The organism is Sphingobium chlorophenolicum (assembly GCF_000722875.1).
In the GTDB taxonomy this organism is placed as follows: domain Bacteria; phylum Pseudomonadota; class Alphaproteobacteria; order Sphingomonadales; family Sphingomonadaceae; genus Sphingobium; species Sphingobium chlorophenolicum.
Window position 1 is genome coordinate 248,317 of sequence record NZ_JFHR01000001.1, and the last position, 16,670, is coordinate 264,986.

The window sequence follows — 16,670 nt, forward strand, 5'->3', positions numbered from 1 at the left end:
GTTTATGTCTGGGGCTGGTCACTTTGTTTTCGCCGATCAGCTCGATCGGCTCTTACGATGCTCGCGATAGGCCTGATAGGAATGCAGAATCTCGGCCATGCGGGCGAGTGCCTCGCGCCGGCCCGACGCGCTCTCGATATTCTGCAGTTCTTTTTTCAGATGGGTCGAAAAATCCGCATAGTCATTCTGCCAATCGCGGCCGACAGCCTCCTGTAGTTCCGGCTTTCCGGTCTTCAGGCGCTTGGACGGGGCGCGTGACGGCAGTGAATAGGTTTCCCCGATCTTCGGCGTGACAATCGATGCCGCGGCATCGTCCGCCTGCATCAGGCGGCGGAACGTCTCGATCGAGCCCTCTTCGCCGTGTCCCAGGAACAGGCTGCCATCGATCGGCTTCCGCGCCCTTATCCAGCGCTGCAGATCCTTCTGGTCGGCATGCGCCGAATAAGTGTCGATCCGCCGGATCTGCGCGCGCACCGCGACGTCCTGCCCCCAGATGCGCACGCGGTTCGCGCCATCGAGGATTGTCCGGCCAAGGGTGCCTGCGGCCTGGAAACCGACGAACAGGATCGTCGATTCACGGCGGCCGAGATTGTACCGCAGATGGTGACGGATGCGTCCCGCTTCGCACATGCCGGATGCCGCCATGATGATGGCTCCGGACATGTCGTTGAGCCGCATCGATTCCATCGTGCTGGCAGTGTAGTGGAACGAGGGGTGACGGAAGATTTCACCCGAGCCCATGTCTTCGAGTTCCCCGGCATGTTTGGCGAACACCTCTGTCGCGCGGGTCGCAAGTGGCGAATCGATGAACACCTGCGGATGCGCCAGGCGTCCGGTGTTGATCAGGGTCGCGATATCGAGGAGCAATTCCTGGGTGCGTTCGAGCGCGAAAACGGGAATGACGAGGTTGCCGCCGCGCGTAAGCGCTGCATTGATCTCGGCTTCCAGCAAAGTCCGGCGCTGCTCGATCGTCACGTCCTCGCGGACGCGGTCGCCATAGGTGCTCTCGCAGAACACATGATCGAGTCCTGCCGGACCCTCGGGATCGGCATGAAAGGCCTTGTGGTCTGGACCCAGGTCGCCGGAGAAGAGCAAGTGCACGCCACCGACCTCGATCTCCACGGATGTGGAACCCAGGATATGGCCCGCATTCCACAAGCGCGCCCGAAAACCGGCGGCAGGTGCGAACCAGTCGTGCAGCGCTACTGTCTCGACCTGTTCATAGGCCGCTTTGGAATCCGCTTCGGTATAGATCGGTTCGATCGGCTCCTCGTCCCGGCGATCCTGCCGTCGATTGCGGCGCTCCGCATCGCCCTCCTGAATTCGTCCGGCGTCGGGCAGCATGTAATACAGAAGGTCGCGGGTTTGCGGTGTCGCGAAGATCGGCCCGCGATACCCTTCCGCCGTGAGCCTGGGCAGCAGGCCGCTATGGTCGATATGCGCGTGCGTCAGGACAACGGCGTCGATCTTGCGCACGTCGAACGCGAAGGGGTCGCGATTGAGTGTTTCCAGCGTCCGGGATCCCTGGAACAAGCCGCAATCTATGAGGATCGTCTTTCCGCCATGGCGTAGTTCCATGCAGGAACCAGTGACTGTGCCGGCAGCGCCGTGGAAGGTTATGGTGGGTACGCTACTCATCGGTCCTCTCATTCTCTCGCCGGCGGTCCAATAGGCTGGTTATGCGCGGGTCGCAGGCCAATCATCTGTAAACTCGCCGATCTTCGTCTGTCCTTACGTATGGTTCCGAATTTGATCGGTGAAGCCCGGATCGATAGTGGCGCTGAGATTGATTCCATGGAGTTCTTGCAAGGACGTGGGCGACGTCCGCGAACTGGTTGAGCTCAAGCAGGGAAAATGGAGGACGATGCCGCCCTCGAAGGCCAGACCTCGCTTCTTGACCGCGAAATTGCTCCCATGAGCCGGGCGCTGGAGCGGATCAGGCGAGGCGCTTACGGCGAATGCTTGCAGTTATGGTATTCCACAAGCCTCGAAATGCTCTCTAACGTTGCAGCGATGATGTTCAGAACTTTCTTGGAAGACATCGTCCAGGACAATATCGTCACAAAATCTTGGCGAAGGTAGCGACCGATCCCTGGGGAAAAGGTCGCTTTGTTTTCGCGGCAGTGTCTCCTCTATTTATCGGAGTTCCCGCTAGAGCGCATAGCAATTTCGCTGTTCCCTCCATATTGGCCGATACGATGCTATAGAAAACGAGTTTCGCATCGCGGCGCGTCTGAACCAGTTCCGCCTTGCGCAAAATTGCGAGTTGTTGGGACAGGCCCGGTTGACCGATGCCGGTGAGGGCTTCGAGTTCGCCTACAGACTTCTCGCCATGTTCGAGGAGCGTCCGCAGGAGCTTCAGGCGGACGTCATGGGCGATCGCCTTGAGGACGCTGGCAGCCTCTTCAAGCTGCGTATCGGTGAAAGTCATCACTTGCCTGTCTTCCCATGCTTGTCGGGCTGCGTGCGGTGGAACCAGCAGCCATCGCCCGCCGCATCGAGCGCACCGTGCTGGTCCTGATAGGGCGGAAGAAGCACGTCATCGCCGGGATGCCAGCCTTCGGGGGTCACTATGTTGTCGTTGTCGACCCGTTGCAGCGCGGTCAGGACTCGAAGCAGCTCCTCCACCGATCGCCCGATGGTGGCTGGATAGCAGAGCTTGGCGCGGACAATGCCTTCGGGGTCGATGAAGAAGGTCGAGCGCAGCGTGGCCGCGTCGGGGGCGTTGTCCGCGAGCATTCCATAGGCGCGGCCGATCACCATCGAGGGATCTTCGACGATCGGGAAAGCGATGGTCACGCCGAAATGCTCGCGGATCGCCCTGATCCATCCGAGATGGGAATAGAGGCTGTCGACCGACACCGCGACCAGGTCGCAGCCGAGCGCCTTGAACCGATCGCTGGCGCGCGAGAGGGCGACGAATTCACTGGTGCAAACCGGCGTAAAATCGGCGGGATGAGAGAACAGCAGTACCCAGCGGCCGCGATGGCCGGACAGGGTCATGTCGCCCATCGTCGTGCGGGCGCGGAAATCAGGCGCGGGATCGCCGATCTGGATAGGGGAGCACACGGCATTGTCGTCTGCGTTCGAGTTCAACTTTCTCACTCCTGCAGAGAGGCAAGTCTTGAACCCTCTCCCTTACACGGTTACATCATGCGGGTAAACGATTAAGCGGTATTGGCGTTCCACAGGAGAGAAGCGCATGTCCGATGTCCCGCTGGTAGCCTGCCCGGTTTGCGCGAGCATCAACCGCGTTCCTGCAGCGAAGATCGGCGCGGCGCCAATTTGCGGGAAATGCGGAATGCCGCTTTTCCAGGGACAGCCGGTCGATGTCGACCAGGCGGCATTCGATCGGCATGTAGGTCGCGGAAGCCTGCCGGTTCTCGTCGATTTCTGGGCGAGTTGGTGCGGACCTTGCCGCGCCATGGCGCCGGCGTTCAAGGCGGCCGCTGCGGAGCTGGAGCCGCATGTCCGGCTCCTGAAGGTCGATACCGAAGCTGAGCAGGGTATTGCCGGGCGCTACCGCATTCAGTCGATTCCGACGCTGATCCTGTTCAGGGGTGGCCGCGAGGTCGCCCGACAGGCCGGGGCGATGGACCGTGCGCGACTCGTCGCCTGGACAAGGCAGGCGCTCGTCACCGCCTGATTCGGGGTGTGATGACCCCATACTTAGCATAAACGATGCTTTGACGTGTTCGCGCCTCTGGTCCCGTGCGCTGCGAATCCGGCCTAATTCGGCCGATTGCAGAAGTGATTGAAAAATCCGATCAAAGGAATTAGATTTATCGTGTTATCACGATTAATAGAAATGTGTATTCAATGTCTGTCACTCACTCAGTCATAGGAGACGATAAAATGACAGACCAGGTCACTCCCTCCATGCCGCGGATCAACGAACCGGCGCCTCCCTTCAAGGCCAAGACGACCCACGGCGAACGCTCGCTCGACGATTACAAGGGCAAGTGGCTCGTTCTCTTTTCCCACCCCGCCGACTTCACGCCGGTCTGCACGACCGAATTCATGGGCTTCGCCAAGGCCGCCGACCGCTTCAAGGCGCTCAACTGCGAGTTGCTGGGCCTCTCCATCGACTCGGTGCATTCGCACATCGCCTGGATGCGCAGCATCGAGGAGAAGTTCGGCGTCGAGATCCCGTTCCCGATTATCGACGATCTGTCGATGAACGTCGCCAAGGCCTTCGGCATGATCCATCCCGGTGCCTCGGACACCTCGGCCGTTCGCGCCACCTTCATCATCGACCCCGAAGGCATTGTCCGCGCGATGGTCTATTATCCGATGTCGAACGGCCGCTCGGTCGATGAATTCGTCCGCCTGCTCACCGCGCTCCAGACGTCCGACGCCAACAAGGTGGCGACGCCTGAAAACTGGCAGCCCGGCGAGCCGGTGATCGTGCCGCCGCCCGCGACGGCCGAAGCCGCCAGGGCCCGCAAGGACGAAGGCTACGACTACACCGATTGGTATTTCAGCAAGAAGACCCTCTGAGGCAGCTGGACCGGCTTCGCGTCCCAAGTGCGAAGCCGGTACGCCGGGCCAGACAGGAAAGGACAAGGCCATGGCCGACCCGCAAATCCGTGAAGCCACCCGCATCGTCGAGGCCGCGAGCAATGCGCGGCCCGCCGTCATCCGCAGCTTCTTCGACGAGGACACGTTTACCGTGACCCACGTCATCTCAGATCCCGCCACGGCCAAGGCCGCGATCATCGATAGCGTGCTCGATTTCGATCCGGCTTCGGGGCGCACCTCCTTCGCGTCGGCCGACAAGGTGATCGACTATATCCGGAGCGAAGGGCTCGAGGTCGAATGGCTGCTGGAGACGCACGCCCATGCCGACCATCTGTCGGCCGCGCCCTATCTTCAGGAGAAGCTGGGCGGCACGCTGGCGATCGGTCGCCATATTCTCACCGTGCAGGAGGTCTTCGGCAAGATCTTCAACGAGGGAACGCGCTTTGCTCGCGACGGCTCGCAGTTCGACCGGCTGTTCGATGACGGCGACCGTTTCAGGGTCGGCTCGATCGAGGCGATCGCGCTGCATGTGCCGGGCCATACGCCCGCCGACATGACCTATGTGATCGGCGATGCGGCGTTCATCGGCGACACGCTGTTCATGCCCGACTACGGCACGGCCCGCGCCGACTTCCCGGGCGGCGATGCGCGCACGCTTTATCGGTCGATCCGCCGCCTGCTGTCGCTCCCCGATCAGACCGGCCTTCATCTTTGCCACGACTACAAGGCCCCCGGGCGCGACACCTATGCCTGGGAAACGTCGGTCGGCGAGGAGCGAGAGCATAATGTCCATGTTCGCGACGGGGTGAGCGAGGACCAGTTCGTCGCCATGCGCGAGGCGCGCGATGCGACGCTCGGGATGCCGCGCCTCATTCTGCCGTCCATCCAGGTCAACATGCGCGGCGGCCACCTGCCCGAGCCGGAAGACAATGGCATGCGCTACCTCAAGCTGCCGATAAACGCGCTGTAAGGCCATGGCACTCGAATCCATCCAATATCTGCTTGGTGCCGGATCGGGCTCGCTCGTCGGATTCACGCTGGGGCTGGTGGGCGGTGGGGGCTCAATCCTCGCCGTCCCGCTCATGGTCTATCTGGTCGGCGTCGCCTCGCCGCATGTCGCGATCGGCACCAGCGCGCTGGCGGTCGCCGCCAATGCCGGGGCCAATCTCGTTCCCCACGCGCGCCAGCGGACGATCAAATGGCGTTGCGCCGGCATGTTCGCCGCTGCTGGTGTCGCCGGCGCCTATGCCGGATCGACACTCGGTAAAGCGTTCGATGGACAGAAGCTGCTGTTCCTGTTCGCTCTGCTGATGGTCCTGGTTGGCGGGCTGATGCTAAAAAGCCGGGGCGATCCCGGCAATCCCGATGTCCAATGCCGGCGCGAGAATGCGCCCAAGGTGATCGGTTATGGGGCCGCCACTGGTCTCTTTTCCGGGTTCTTCGGCATCGGCGGGGGCTTCCTGATCGTGCCGGGACTGATGGCTTCGACCGGGATGCCGATGCGCAACGCCGTCGGATCGTCGCTGGTCGCCGTCACCGCTTTTGGTCTGACGGCCGCGCTCAACTATGCCCTTTCCGGCTTGGTTGATTGGGGGCTTGCTGCGGCGTTCATCGCCGGCGGCGTCATCGGCGGCCTTGTGGGCGCGGCGCTCTCTCGGCGGCTGTCGGCGCACAAGGGGGCGCTCAATACGATATTCGCACTGCTGATCTTTGCGGTTGCCGCCTACATGCTGTGGCAAAGTACCGCCGCGATCCTGGGCTGATTCTTGAAACGACGATGGGAGTACATCGATGAACGATGCTGGCGAGAACAGGGAAGGTTTGGCCGCGCACGATTGGGCCGGCCAGGCGGGCATGCGTTGGCTCGCCCAGCTCGACCGCTTCGAAAGCATGATCGAGCCGATCGGCAGGGCGTTGCTTGCCCAGGCCGCATACAACGCCGGCGAAACGGTGGTCGATGTCGGATGCGGCGGTGGCTGGACCACGCGGCAGATCGCCACGGCCGTCGGCAACACCGGATTTGCGCTCGGCCTCGACATCTCACCCGATCTGGTGGGGATGGCCAGGGAACGGGCACAGCGCGCGGGCCTTGCCAATATCCGCTTCGAGCAGGGCGATGCCGCGACGACGATGCTGGAGGAAGCGCCGTTCGATCGGCTGTTCTCGCGCTTCGGTTCGATGTTCTTCGCTGAGCCTTATCCCGCTTTCGCCAATCTGCGCCGGATGTTGCGCGATGGCGGGCGGCTCGACATCGCTGTCTGGGCGTCCATCGCTGACAATCCGTGGCAGCTTAGTGTCATGGGCATCATCAAGGAGCATATGGACCTGCCGACGCCGCAGTCGCGCGCGCCGGGACCATTCGCGCTCGGCGAGCAGGACTATGTGATCGACCTTCTCCAAAGCGCGGGTTTCTGCGAGGTCAGATTCGATGCCTGGACAGGTGAGCAGCGCGTGGGCGGCCCCGGCAGTGATCCCGAGAGCGCCGCTCGCTTCGTGCTTGAGGGGATGCAGATCGGCGATCTTGTTCGACAGAACGGGGCAGAGGTACGCAAGGCCATTCACCAGCATCTTGTCGAGCTGTTCGAGCGCCATTGCGATGAGAATGGCGTTCATATGGGGGCGAAGGCCTGGCTGGTGAGCGCACGGGCCTGAGAGCATTCAAGAAAAGGGTGATAATATGGCGCGCAAGAAGCTATCGCTTCGGCTTCCGGGGAAAGGTTCATCCGATGGTGACGCTGCCAATTCCGAGGAAATAGCGGCGGCGCTCGCACTGATCGAGACGCATGGGCAACGTGCCGGACAGGCTCTTGTCGATGAGGCGCAGGCTGCCATCAAGGCTCGCGACGATCACCGTGTTTTGTTTCTGGAACGTGTGCGCGTCGCCCTATTGACGATCGAGCCATCCTCGTCCGCCATGCGGCCTCAATGAAAGCTGAATGGTATCGTAAAGACCAACTGCTCGCTTTCCACGCCCATAGGCGGTGTTGGAAAAGGAGCAGCATTGCGCACCGTGCGGAGCGCCAGGCGATCGAGCGCGGCATTCCCGCTGCTGCCGGCCAGCTCGACGGCAATCAGCGCGCCGTCAGCCCCGACGATGAAGCGGACCGTTGCGACCCCGTCGAGGTGGATCCCCGCGGGCTTGCGCGCGGCTATTCGCGCCCAGAGCTGGCGCTGATAGGCCGCAAGCGCGGACTGTTTCTTATCATCCTGGGCTTGCGGCGGCGCGACCTCGGGTTCCGGCGCGGGCGGTCTGCTTACCGGCGCGACAGCGAACGGAGAGGCGATTGCTGGAGCAGCGGGTATAGGCGACGAAGCTGGTCCGCCTCTTTCTCCCGTCGTAGCCAGCTCGGGCGGGTGCGCAGGGCGCCGCTCCGGCGATAGGCGGGCCTCGTCTGTCCGCGATCGCGACAACGTTGAAGGCGGTGGTGACGGTGGCGACGGGGTAAACAACCGGAAGCGGCTCACCTGCACAGGCTGCGTCATTCGCAGCCGTCCCGATAGATTGGCATTGAGCGCCACTAGCACCAGCAGGCAGCATGACGCGGCGGCAAGGCCCGCGCCCAGGCGCTGCGACCAGGCCGAGGGCTGGCCATAGCCTGCCCTCGGCTCCTCGTTCATGTCGTGCGAGTTCGGGAGCATGGGCGCTCAAAACGCAATCGTGATCCCGGCGTTGACCGATCGCCCCCGGCCCGGAACCGGGCGGCGCACGCCGGTCGCCTTCAGATCGCCGAGCGACATGCCGCTAAGCGGAGCATAATAGGCCTTGTCGAACAGATTGTCGGCGCCGAGCGTCAGGCGAACCTTGTCGATGCGATAGGCGAGCTGGACATTGAGCAGCGCGTAGCTGCCCGTCCGCGGTTCGTTGCGGGTCGGATCGGCGCGATCCTTTTCCGTCACGATGTCGAGGTCAATCCGGGTTTCGAGGCCGCCGATCCGATGCTCGAGGCTCAGCGCCGCATTGAACGGCATCTGGTGATAGAGCGGTGCGTGGTCGGTCAGATTCTGGCCGTGCAGCCAGCTCGCGCGCGCGGTCAGACGCGCGGTGCCGGCCGACGACGATGACCATAGCGGCACGGCGCCCGATATGTCGATGCCGTAGATCTCTGCCTTCTGGTTGGCGAACTGCAATTGAACGAACCCGGTCGGACTGCCCATCATGTCGGTGAAGTCCGCCAGCTTAAAGGCGTCGATATATTCGTCGACATGGGTGTAATAGGGCGCGATCTTGAACGACCAGCCATCCTTGCCGCCTCCGGAAATGGCCAGGGCGGCGCTCAGCGTATCGGCCTTTTCGGGGCGAAGGTCGAGGTTGCCGACATAGCCGTTCCCGTCGCCGAACCACCCGATCATGCGGCTCGCCATGCTGCCCCGGCCCCAGCTATAGCGCTCGTAGATATTGGGCGAGCGAACCTTGCGGGCATAGCCGATCTCGATATCCGCCCCGTCCGAAAGCGCGTAGCGGACCAGCAGGCTGCCGCTCCAATTGCTGTCGTGGCGCTTGCGGTCGGCCTTGTTGAACGCCGCTGCCGCCATGACATCGGCCATCTGCATCATGCCGGTGCCATAGGGCGCGACCTTGCCGGTGTTCATCCAGACCTGATCGTTACGGATGCCGGCGATGAGGGAGAAACCGCTATCCCAGCGCGTTTCCCACTCGAGGAAGGTGCCGAGCCGATCGCGCTTGGCCCCGTTGACGTTGATGAACGCATTCGGCCCCATCATCATATTGCCCACAACGGGCGGCCAATAGTCGTTGAGCCATTGATGCTGGAATTCGCTGCCCAGGCGCAGCGTGCCGCCGCCGAGCAATATATCCGCCTGGACGGTATAGCTCGCGCTGTGGACCTCCGTGTTCATCGGCATCCCGCCGGTCGCGGTCCCGCCCTTGTCGGCGAGGAAGTTCATGACGTGGTCGGTGTCGCGCCAGCTCGCCCGCACATCGAGATTGCCCCAATCGAAGACGCCGGCATAATGGCCGTTCAGGAACCACGACTTGTTGGACGTCATGTCCATATATTGGTTCGGGAAACCCTCATAGGGCGCGAAATGATAGCCGCCTTTCAGCTCGATCAGGCCGTTGCTGACTTGCGCTGCGAGATTGAGGCTGTGGTCGGTCTTGGCATATTCGCTGGATCGCACGACGCCCAGCGAGCCGCCGCCCTTGAAATTGTCGGCTTGAGTGTAGGAGCCATTGTAAGTCAGGCTGACCTTGTCGCTCGCGGCCGTCACTGACAGGGCGCCGCCGAACCCGTCGCCATTGCTGCGATAGAAGGCCGAGGTTTCGCCGGTCAGCAGCGTTTCCCCTTGCTTAGCAAAGCGGGGCGGAGCGCTCTCGACGCGAATGATCCCGCCGATGCTGTCGCCGCCATAGCTGACTGGCGAAACGCCGGTAATGACGTCGATCGCGCTCACGGTTTGCGGATCGGTGTAGGACAGGGGCGGATTCATATCGTTCGGACAGGCCGAGGCAATCGCCACGCCGTCGACCAGCACGGTCAAGCGCTGCGCTTCAAGGCCCCGGATCACCGGCAAGGTCGAGAAGCCCCCGGCCCCATAGCCGCTGACGCCGGGTACGCTTTGCAGGATCGCTGCGGTATCGCTCGAGCCGACCTGAAGGTCGCGCAGGCGCGAGGGGGAAAGCCGCTCACCCGAAACCGTCGACCCCGCCTCGCTCGCCGAGCTAACGTCGACCTCTGGCAGCGGCGTCCCGTCCTGGGCGAAGGCTCGCGAGATGGGGGCGCCCGCCAGCACAGCGACGAGTGCGGGAAAAGCGAAGCTCCCGGCGAGGCGAACCTTGAAAGTTGGTTGCTTGCTGGTGGAGCGAGCGAAGGCAGGCATGGTGGTTGCCGCGCAATGCGCGGAATCAAGCATAATCGTCATGTCGGAATCCTGATTCACATGCGGCGCCCCGGCGAGGGGCGCCCATCAACGGGGAATGTCGAAGGAATCAGGTGGTGGGAGGACCGATCGCCGGCGGGCGCAGATAGGTGCCGCGCCGGAGGACTAGGCGGTTTGGACGCCGAAAAACCGTTGCGAGGATGAAGGCGAGGGCGACGGCTAGGAGCAGCGCATCGACGGCCGCGAGCGATGGCGAGGACAGGCCGGTAAAGGCGCAAGGCGCTTCCGCCTTCTTGTGCTCGTCATGGTCCTGCTCGCCGCCTTTGCTCGGCAACTTGATTGCGATCTTCTGAGGCCCTTGCCCCGAGCACAGCTGGACCAGGATCACGCCATTCGAGACGACCGGCATGAAACCCGCCGGCACCAACGCCTTCACGAGCAGCGCAGCGCCTAGCAGGAGCGCGCACAGCCAATGGTGCCGGACAAGGAATTTGCGAGCTTCGGTCACGCAGCATCCTCTAAGTGCAGGCTCGTTTCATGTCGAGAATGTTTGCTTGCCGTATGTTAGCTAGTCGTGCCCCGCTTCATCTGGTGCCCAGATGCTGTGGGAATCGATCTGGATCTTGAGCAGAGCACGATCGGCTTCGGAGCGCGCCTCGATTTCCATTCGGCGCGCGTCATTGGCCTGCCGGCGGGCATAGAGCATATCGGAGAGGTCGATCTGCCCGAGTTGGTAACCGCGCACCGTCCTTTCGGCGGCGTCGCCGGCGCTGCGCGCCGAAGCGTCGGCATTGCGCCAGGCATCGAGCCGGGTGTGCGCGTTGGAAAGGTCGGCATTGGCGGTCGCCTCGATGCTGCGCTGCACGGCCGCGAGTTCCATGCGCGCGGCATTGGCCTCGGCTGACGCCTGATCGGCTGCGGCTCTGCGATAGCCACCGCCGAGCGGGATTAAAGCCACCACGCCCGCGCCGGCTTCCGCGCCGCCGCGCTCGCTGAACAGGCGGACGCCGAAGCTCGGGTCTGCGATGCGATCCGCTCGCACCCGACGCGAAGTCACGTTCAGACGCTGCGCTTCCTTGTCGGCGGCGCGGATCTCGTGACTGCGCTCGATTACCAGGTCGCGCATCGCTTCCAGCCCCTGGGCGGGCAGCATGGGGTCGGCCAGTTCTGGTGGTTCGGAGGGGAGCGGGATTTCCGGAAAGGACGCTGCGAAGGTCACGCGCGCCTGTTCGCGCAGCGAGAGTGACGATGCGGCCTGCGCGCGCGCCTGAGCCAGCGCCGCCTGCGCCTGGTCGAGGTCGAGTTGGGCGGCGTCTCGCAGCGTGACCCGCCGCTTTATGGCGGCGATTGCCTCCTCCAGCCCGCGGACGCTGTCGAGATCGTTGCGATAATGGCTTCCCGCAGTGAGCCAGTCGTGCCAATAGCCGGCCAGCAGCAGCGCGGTTTGATGGCGGACATCCTCCATCTGGTTTTCCGCGACCTCAATGCCGAGCGCACCGGCTTCGCGGTCGAGCGCGGCCTTGCCCGGCAGGCGGAATGGGCGGCTGATTGTCGTATCGAATTCGTCGAACCCGCCTTCGCGATCGACGGTTCGGCGAATGTAGCTGCCGCTCACCGTCACTTCGTGGGGGCCTTTGCGCAGCATATCGCCGCGTGCCCGTGCGGCTTCGACGCGCGCAATTGCGGCGGCGACGCTGGGGTGATTGTCGAGCGCTTCGTTGACCTTGTCGGCAGGCGGCAGATCGGTATGCTGGGCCAGGGCAGGCGCGGCCGTCAGAAGGCCGAGAGCGGCGAGTACGATCCGCATCAGGCGATCCTTCCATGATCGAGCAGGGGCGTCGTGCGCCACCGGACCGGCAGATCGCGCCGCGCGTCTTTTACGGTGCGGAGCAGGTCGGGCACCGCGTCCGCGCTCACGATCAGTTCGAGCGTCGAACGCTTCAATTCGCCCGACACGCGCTCGGCGGTTCCCGCATCGCCAAAATCGCGACCTCGCACAGCTTCCCCGCGGACATGGATTGGCGTGGGGGAGACGGCGCGGATCGCGTCCACGAGAAGCTCGGTATCGCGGGTGGCGCAATGGAGGGTGAACAGCAGGTCAGGCATTAGCGGCCTCCCCGGCGCTTTCCCCGAAGCGCTCGAACAGGATCGGCAGCAGGACCAGCGTCAGCAAAGTGGAGGTAATGAGGCCGCCGATCACCACGATCGCGAGCGGCCGCTGGATCTCGGACCCCGGCCCGCTGGCGAACAGCAGGGGGACGAGGCCGAAGGCCGTGATGCCGGCAGTCATCAGCACCGGTCGCAGCCGACGCTGCGCGCCCAGGCGCACGGTCTCGGCCATACCCACCCCGTCGGCGCGCAACTGGCGGAAATAGGCCACCAGCACCAACCCATTGAGCACGGCGATGCCGAGCAGGGCGATGAACCCCACCGACGCCGGGACCGAGAGATACTCGCCCGACAGCCACAGCGAGATCAGCCCGCCGACCATCGCGAAGGGGATGTTGGAGAGGATCAGCAGCGCGGCGCGCAATGAGCGCAGCGCCGCCAGCAGGACGAGGAAGATCAACACCAGCGCTACGGGCACCACCATCATCAGCCGGGCCGATGCGCGCTGCTGGTTCTCGAACTGACCGCCCCAGACGATGCTGTAGCCTGCCGGTAGCCGTACCTTGGCGGTGACCTGCGCCTTCGCCTCATCGACATAGCCGACCAGATCGCGGCCGGAGACGAAGGCCTGCACCAGCGCGAAGCGCGAGCCGTTCTCGTGATCGAGCTTCACCGGTCCCTGCGTGCGCTCCACCCGCGCCATGTCGCTGACACGCGCCAGCGTGCCATCGGGCGTGCGCAATTGCAGGTCGGCGAAACGGGCCGGATCGCTCCGGATGCCGTCGTCACCGCGAATGACGATCGGAATGCGTTTCTGACCTTCGGCCACGACCCCGGACCGCACGCCCTCGACCTGTCCGCGCAGCGCGTCCTGGAGCTGGTCGACCGGCATCCCGAACCGCCCCGCTGCCGCGCGGTCGATGTCGAGTTGGAGATAGTCCACATTGTCGTTGGCGACCGTCAGGACCTCCGATGAGCCGTGGATGCCGGACAGGATATGCTGGATCCGACCCGCGAGCTCGGCGAGCGTTGCGGTGTCAGGCCCGAAAATCTTGACCGCTAGATCGCCGCGCGCGCCGGTGAGCATCTCCGAGACGCGCATCTCGATCGGCTGGGTGAAACTCGATTGGATACCGGGCAGGCCGTCCAGCGCCTTGCGCATTTCCCCGACGACGAAATCCTTGTCCCCGCGCCATTGCGAGCGCGGCTTCAACTGGACGAAGCTGTCGGTCTCGTTCGGTCCCATCGGATCGAGACCGATCTCGTCGGAGCCGACGCGGGCGATCACGTCCTCCACCTCCGGCACGGTGCGGAGCGCGCGCTGCACCGCCATGTCGCCGGCCACCGATTGGTCCAGGCTGATCGAGGGCAGCTTGGTAAGCTGCACGATCACCGAGCCTTCGTCCATCGTCGGCATGAAGGTCTTCCCGGCCGCGCCATAAGCGAGGCCCGCCAGCACCAGCCCGGTGGCGGAGAGACCATAGACCAGCTTCTTGTGCGCGAACGCCGCGTCGAGCAGCGCCTGGTAGCGTGGGCCGATCTGCCGCATGATCCATGGCTCACCATGATGGCCGCTCCTGAGGCTGAAGGAGGCAAGGACCGGCACCAGCGTCAGGGCGAGCAGCAGGGAGCCCGCGAGCGCGAAGACGATGGTGAGCGCGACGGGCGCGAACAGCTTGCCCTCCAGCCCCTGCAGCGAAAGCAGGGGCAGGAACACGAGCGCGATGATGACGATGCCCGCCGACACCGGCACGATCACCTCGCTGGTTGCGCGGAATACGTGGTTGAGTCGGGGCGTGTCCTCGCCCTGGGCATGGCTCAGGCGCTCGACGACATTCTCGACCACCACCACCGCGCCGTCGACCAGCATCCCGATCGCGATGGCGAGCCCGCCGAGGCTCATGAGGTTCGCGGACAGCCCCATGCCGCGCATGAACAGGAAGGTGATGAGCGCGGCCATCGGCAGGGTCGCCGCGACGATCGTGGCCGCACGCCAGTCGCCGAGGAACAGGATCAGCAGCACGACGACCAGCACGGTCGCTTCCAGCAGCGCCTCCTCGACCGTGCCGACCGCGCGCCCGATCAGATCGGAGCGATCGTAGAAGACATGGATCTGCGTGCCTGCGGGCAAGCTGTGCTGAAGCCCGGCAAGCCGCGTCCGCACGCCATCGACCACCGCCCGCGCATCCGCGCCGCGCAGCGCGATCACCAGGCCCTCCACCGCCTCGGCCTTGCCGCCGCGCGTCACCGCCCCATAGCGGGTGAGGCTGCCGGTGCCGACTGTGGCGACGTCGCCCAGGCGGACGATGCGGCCGTCCCGGCTGGCGATGACCAGCGTTTGCAGATCCTCCACGCTGCGGATCGCGCCCACGGCTCGGACGATCAGCGATTCCTCGCCATCGGTCAGGCGCCCCGCGCCGTCATTGCGATTGCCGCTTTCGATCGCGGTGCGCAGATCGGAGATCGAGAGCTTCGCGCTCGCCAGCGCCACCGGATCAGGCCGGACCTCGAAGGTACGAACATAGCCGCCCAGCGCGTTCACGTCCGCGACGCCGGGCACTGTGCGCAGCGCCGGGCGGATCGTCCAGTCGAGCAGTTCGCGTTTCTGCTGGAGAGACAGCGGCCCTTCGATCGTGAACATGTAGACGTCGGACAGGGGCGTCGAGATCGGCGCGAGACCGCCGGTCACGGCAGCAGGCAGATCGCCCGTCACGCCCGCCAGCCGTTCGGCGACCTGTTGGCGCGCCCAGTAGATGTCGGTGCCGTCGGTAAAGTCGATGGTTATGTCGGCGATGGCATATTTGGCGCTCGAGCGCAGGATCGCCTGGTTGGGAATGCCGAGCATCTCCGTCTCGATCGGCGTGATGACGCGGCTCTCGACCTCCTCCGGCGTCATGCCGGGGGCTTTGAGGATCAGCTTCACCTGGGTCTGCGCGATGTTGGGATAGGCATCGACCGGCAAGTTGACAAAAGCCCAGACCCCGAGCCCGGCCGTGGCGGCGGCAAGGATCAGGACGAGCAGACGATAGGACAGCGCGGTGGCGACAAGCGAACGCAGCATCGGGAGAGCCTATTGCGCGGTGGCGAGCGCCTTGAGCGCGCTCGTACCGGAAACCACCACCTGTTCACCGGGCCTGATCCCGGAGAGCAGCACCGTGCGGCCATCACTGCCGCTGCCGCCGGTCACGGCGCGCACGGCAAAGCCGCCGCGCGCGGTCACGAACACAACCGGCTTGCCGTCGATCATGGTGACCGCCGTATCGGGCACGCTGACCGCGCCCGCCGGCGCCGGGCCGACGATGACGATGCTGGTTGCGCGCCCCGCGACAACACCGGGTCCGGCCGGAATCTCCGCCTTGAGGCCGGCCGAACGGGTCGCGGGATCGATGGCCGTTCCCACCGCGACGATCCGGCCGGTGAGGTTGGGAAGTAGCCGCACGCTCATGCCGGGGCGCACTTGCCCGATCAGCCGTTCGGGCAATTGGCCGACCACTTCATAGCGATCCGTCGCGTCGATCACATAGGGCGCGGTGGTGCCGTCCACCGGATTGCCGGTCTGGATGGAGGCGCTGGTGACGCGACCCGCGATAGGAGCCGTCAGCGTATAGGAGCCGCTGGCGCCATGACCGCCCACCATCGCCAGGATGCGCGACTTTTCCGAAACGTCGGCGCGAGCCTCGGCTGCGATGGCATTGGCTTCGTCAGCGCGCGCGCCTGCGATGATGCCTTCGCGGCTGAGCAGGGAGAGCCGCGCGGCATTGGCCTCGGCTACGCCACGCCGCGCGTTCGCGCGGCTGAGGTCCGCGCCGATCGTCAGCACGTCGCGGCTGGCGATGATCGCCAGCGGCTGGCCCCGCCGCACGCTGTCGCCCTCGACCACGAGAGTCCGCAACACGGTGCCGGGAAAGGTCGCGGCCACCGCCACCCGGGCGTTGGCGGGAGGCTCGATCATCGCGGGGATGGTGGCGAGCGCCGCATCCGCGGCTGCCGTCGCGGGCATAAGGCGGATACCCATCTGCGCGGCGCGGCGCGCATCCACCGCCAGGATCCCATCTGTCGGTTGGGCGTTGCTTGCCGGCGCGGAGTTGCCCGTCTCGACCGGTCGACTGGCGAACCACCACAGGCCTGATAGAATCAAAGCGATCGTCGCGGCGCCCGCAATGAGGGTGTATCGTCTGGACATGCGCTCGGGCTAGGGAGCG

The 16,670-nt window shown here is 64.6% G+C and carries 17 protein-coding genes; 7 read left to right on the top strand and 10 right to left on the bottom strand.

Translation table 11 applies throughout. The features are described from left to right. Positions 1-36: 36 nt before the first annotated feature. A complete protein-coding gene (locus tag BV95_RS01205; protein ID WP_030091401.1) occupies positions 37-1,638 on the bottom strand; it encodes an MBL fold metallo-hydrolase in 1,602 nt (533 codons plus the stop codon). A 216-nt stretch (positions 1,639-1,854) separates the two neighbouring features. Here BV95_RS01205 and BV95_RS24220 point away from each other — a divergent pair, with 216 nt between their 5' ends. Then, positions 1,855-2,082, top strand: coding sequence for a hypothetical protein (locus BV95_RS24220; RefSeq protein WP_030091402.1), 228 nt, complete (start codon positions 1,855-1,857; stop codon positions 2,080-2,082). Here BV95_RS24220 and BV95_RS01215 read toward each other — a convergent pair. After that, entirely contained in the window at positions 2,060-2,434 is a 375-nt protein-coding gene (locus BV95_RS01215; RefSeq protein ID WP_030091403.1) for an ArsR/SmtB family transcription factor, read from the bottom strand. The genes BV95_RS24220 and BV95_RS01215 overlap by 23 nt on opposite strands. Then, positions 2,431-3,096 carry a peroxiredoxin gene (locus BV95_RS01220; protein WP_030091404.1) on the bottom strand — a complete coding sequence of 222 codons (666 nt, stop codon included), beginning with the start codon at positions 3,094-3,096 and terminating at the stop codon, positions 2,431-2,433. Before BV95_RS01220 ends, BV95_RS01215 begins: the two co-directional genes overlap by 4 nt. Positions 3,097-3,202: 106 nt before the next feature. Here BV95_RS01220 and trxC point away from each other — a divergent pair, with 106 nt between their 5' ends. The 6 genes from trxC (at position 3,203) to BV95_RS22890 (ending at position 7,450) form a co-directional block, all read left to right on the top strand. Continuing rightward, positions 3,203-3,646, top strand: coding sequence for a thioredoxin TrxC (gene trxC, locus BV95_RS01225; protein WP_021246250.1), 444 nt, complete (start codon positions 3,203-3,205; stop codon positions 3,644-3,646). Positions 3,647-3,855: 209 nt separating this feature from the next. Continuing rightward, on the top strand, positions 3,856-4,500 hold the full coding sequence (locus BV95_RS01230; RefSeq protein WP_030091405.1) for a peroxiredoxin: 645 nt from the start codon (positions 3,856-3,858) through the stop codon (positions 4,498-4,500). Between the two features lie 70 nt (positions 4,501-4,570). After that, positions 4,571-5,491, top strand: coding sequence for an MBL fold metallo-hydrolase (locus BV95_RS01235; RefSeq protein WP_021246252.1), 921 nt, complete (start codon positions 4,571-4,573; stop codon positions 5,489-5,491). Positions 5,492-5,495: 4 nt separating this feature from the next. Then, on the top strand, positions 5,496-6,284 hold the full coding sequence (locus BV95_RS01240; protein ID WP_030091406.1) for a sulfite exporter TauE/SafE family protein: 789 nt from the start codon (positions 5,496-5,498) through the stop codon (positions 6,282-6,284). Positions 6,285-6,312: 28 nt separating this feature from the next. Further along, the gene (locus BV95_RS01245) at positions 6,313-7,173 is read left to right on the top strand and encodes a class I SAM-dependent methyltransferase (protein WP_030091407.1); all 861 of its coding nucleotides are present in this window, start codon (positions 6,313-6,315) and stop codon (positions 7,171-7,173) included. A gap of 25 nt (positions 7,174-7,198) precedes the next feature. Beyond that, positions 7,199-7,450 (top strand): hypothetical protein, encoded by a 252-nt coding sequence (locus BV95_RS22890; protein ID WP_030538178.1) that lies wholly within the window; start codon positions 7,199-7,201, stop codon positions 7,448-7,450. Here BV95_RS22890 and BV95_RS22895 read toward each other — a convergent pair. The 7 genes from BV95_RS22895 to BV95_RS01280 form a co-directional block, all read right to left on the bottom strand. Next, the gene (locus BV95_RS22895; RefSeq protein WP_232037386.1) at positions 7,444-8,139 is read right to left on the bottom strand and encodes an energy transducer TonB family protein; all 696 of its coding nucleotides are present in this window, start codon (positions 8,137-8,139) and stop codon (positions 7,444-7,446) included. The genes BV95_RS22890 and BV95_RS22895 overlap by 7 nt on opposite strands. A gap of 27 nt (positions 8,140-8,166) precedes the next feature. Continuing rightward, positions 8,167-10,359 carry a TonB-dependent receptor gene (locus BV95_RS01255; RefSeq protein ID WP_119035245.1) on the bottom strand — a complete coding sequence of 731 codons (2,193 nt, stop codon included), beginning with the start codon at positions 10,357-10,359 and terminating at the stop codon, positions 8,167-8,169. 109 nt (positions 10,360-10,468) lie between these two features. After that, a complete protein-coding gene (locus tag BV95_RS01260) occupies positions 10,469-10,867 on the bottom strand; it encodes a DUF2946 family protein (protein WP_231746293.1) in 399 nt (132 codons plus the stop codon). 60 nt (positions 10,868-10,927) lie between these two features. After that, on the bottom strand, positions 10,928-12,166 hold the full coding sequence (locus BV95_RS01265) for a TolC family protein (RefSeq protein ID WP_021246259.1): 1,239 nt from the start codon (positions 12,164-12,166) through the stop codon (positions 10,928-10,930). Beyond that, positions 12,166-12,465: a DUF3240 family protein gene (locus tag BV95_RS01270; RefSeq protein ID WP_021246260.1), complete on the bottom strand. Its 300-nt coding sequence runs from the start codon at positions 12,463-12,465 to the stop codon at positions 12,166-12,168. Before BV95_RS01270 ends, BV95_RS01265 begins: the two co-directional genes overlap by 1 nt. Next, entirely contained in the window at positions 12,458-15,529 is a 3,072-nt protein-coding gene (locus BV95_RS01275) for an efflux RND transporter permease subunit (protein ID WP_030538175.1), read from the bottom strand. Before BV95_RS01275 ends, BV95_RS01270 begins: the two co-directional genes overlap by 8 nt. Positions 15,530-15,538: 9 nt before the next feature. Then, positions 15,539-16,651 (bottom strand): efflux RND transporter periplasmic adaptor subunit, encoded by a 1,113-nt coding sequence (locus BV95_RS01280; protein ID WP_030093018.1) that lies wholly within the window; start codon positions 16,649-16,651, stop codon positions 15,539-15,541. Positions 16,652-16,670: the final 19 nt, after the last annotated feature.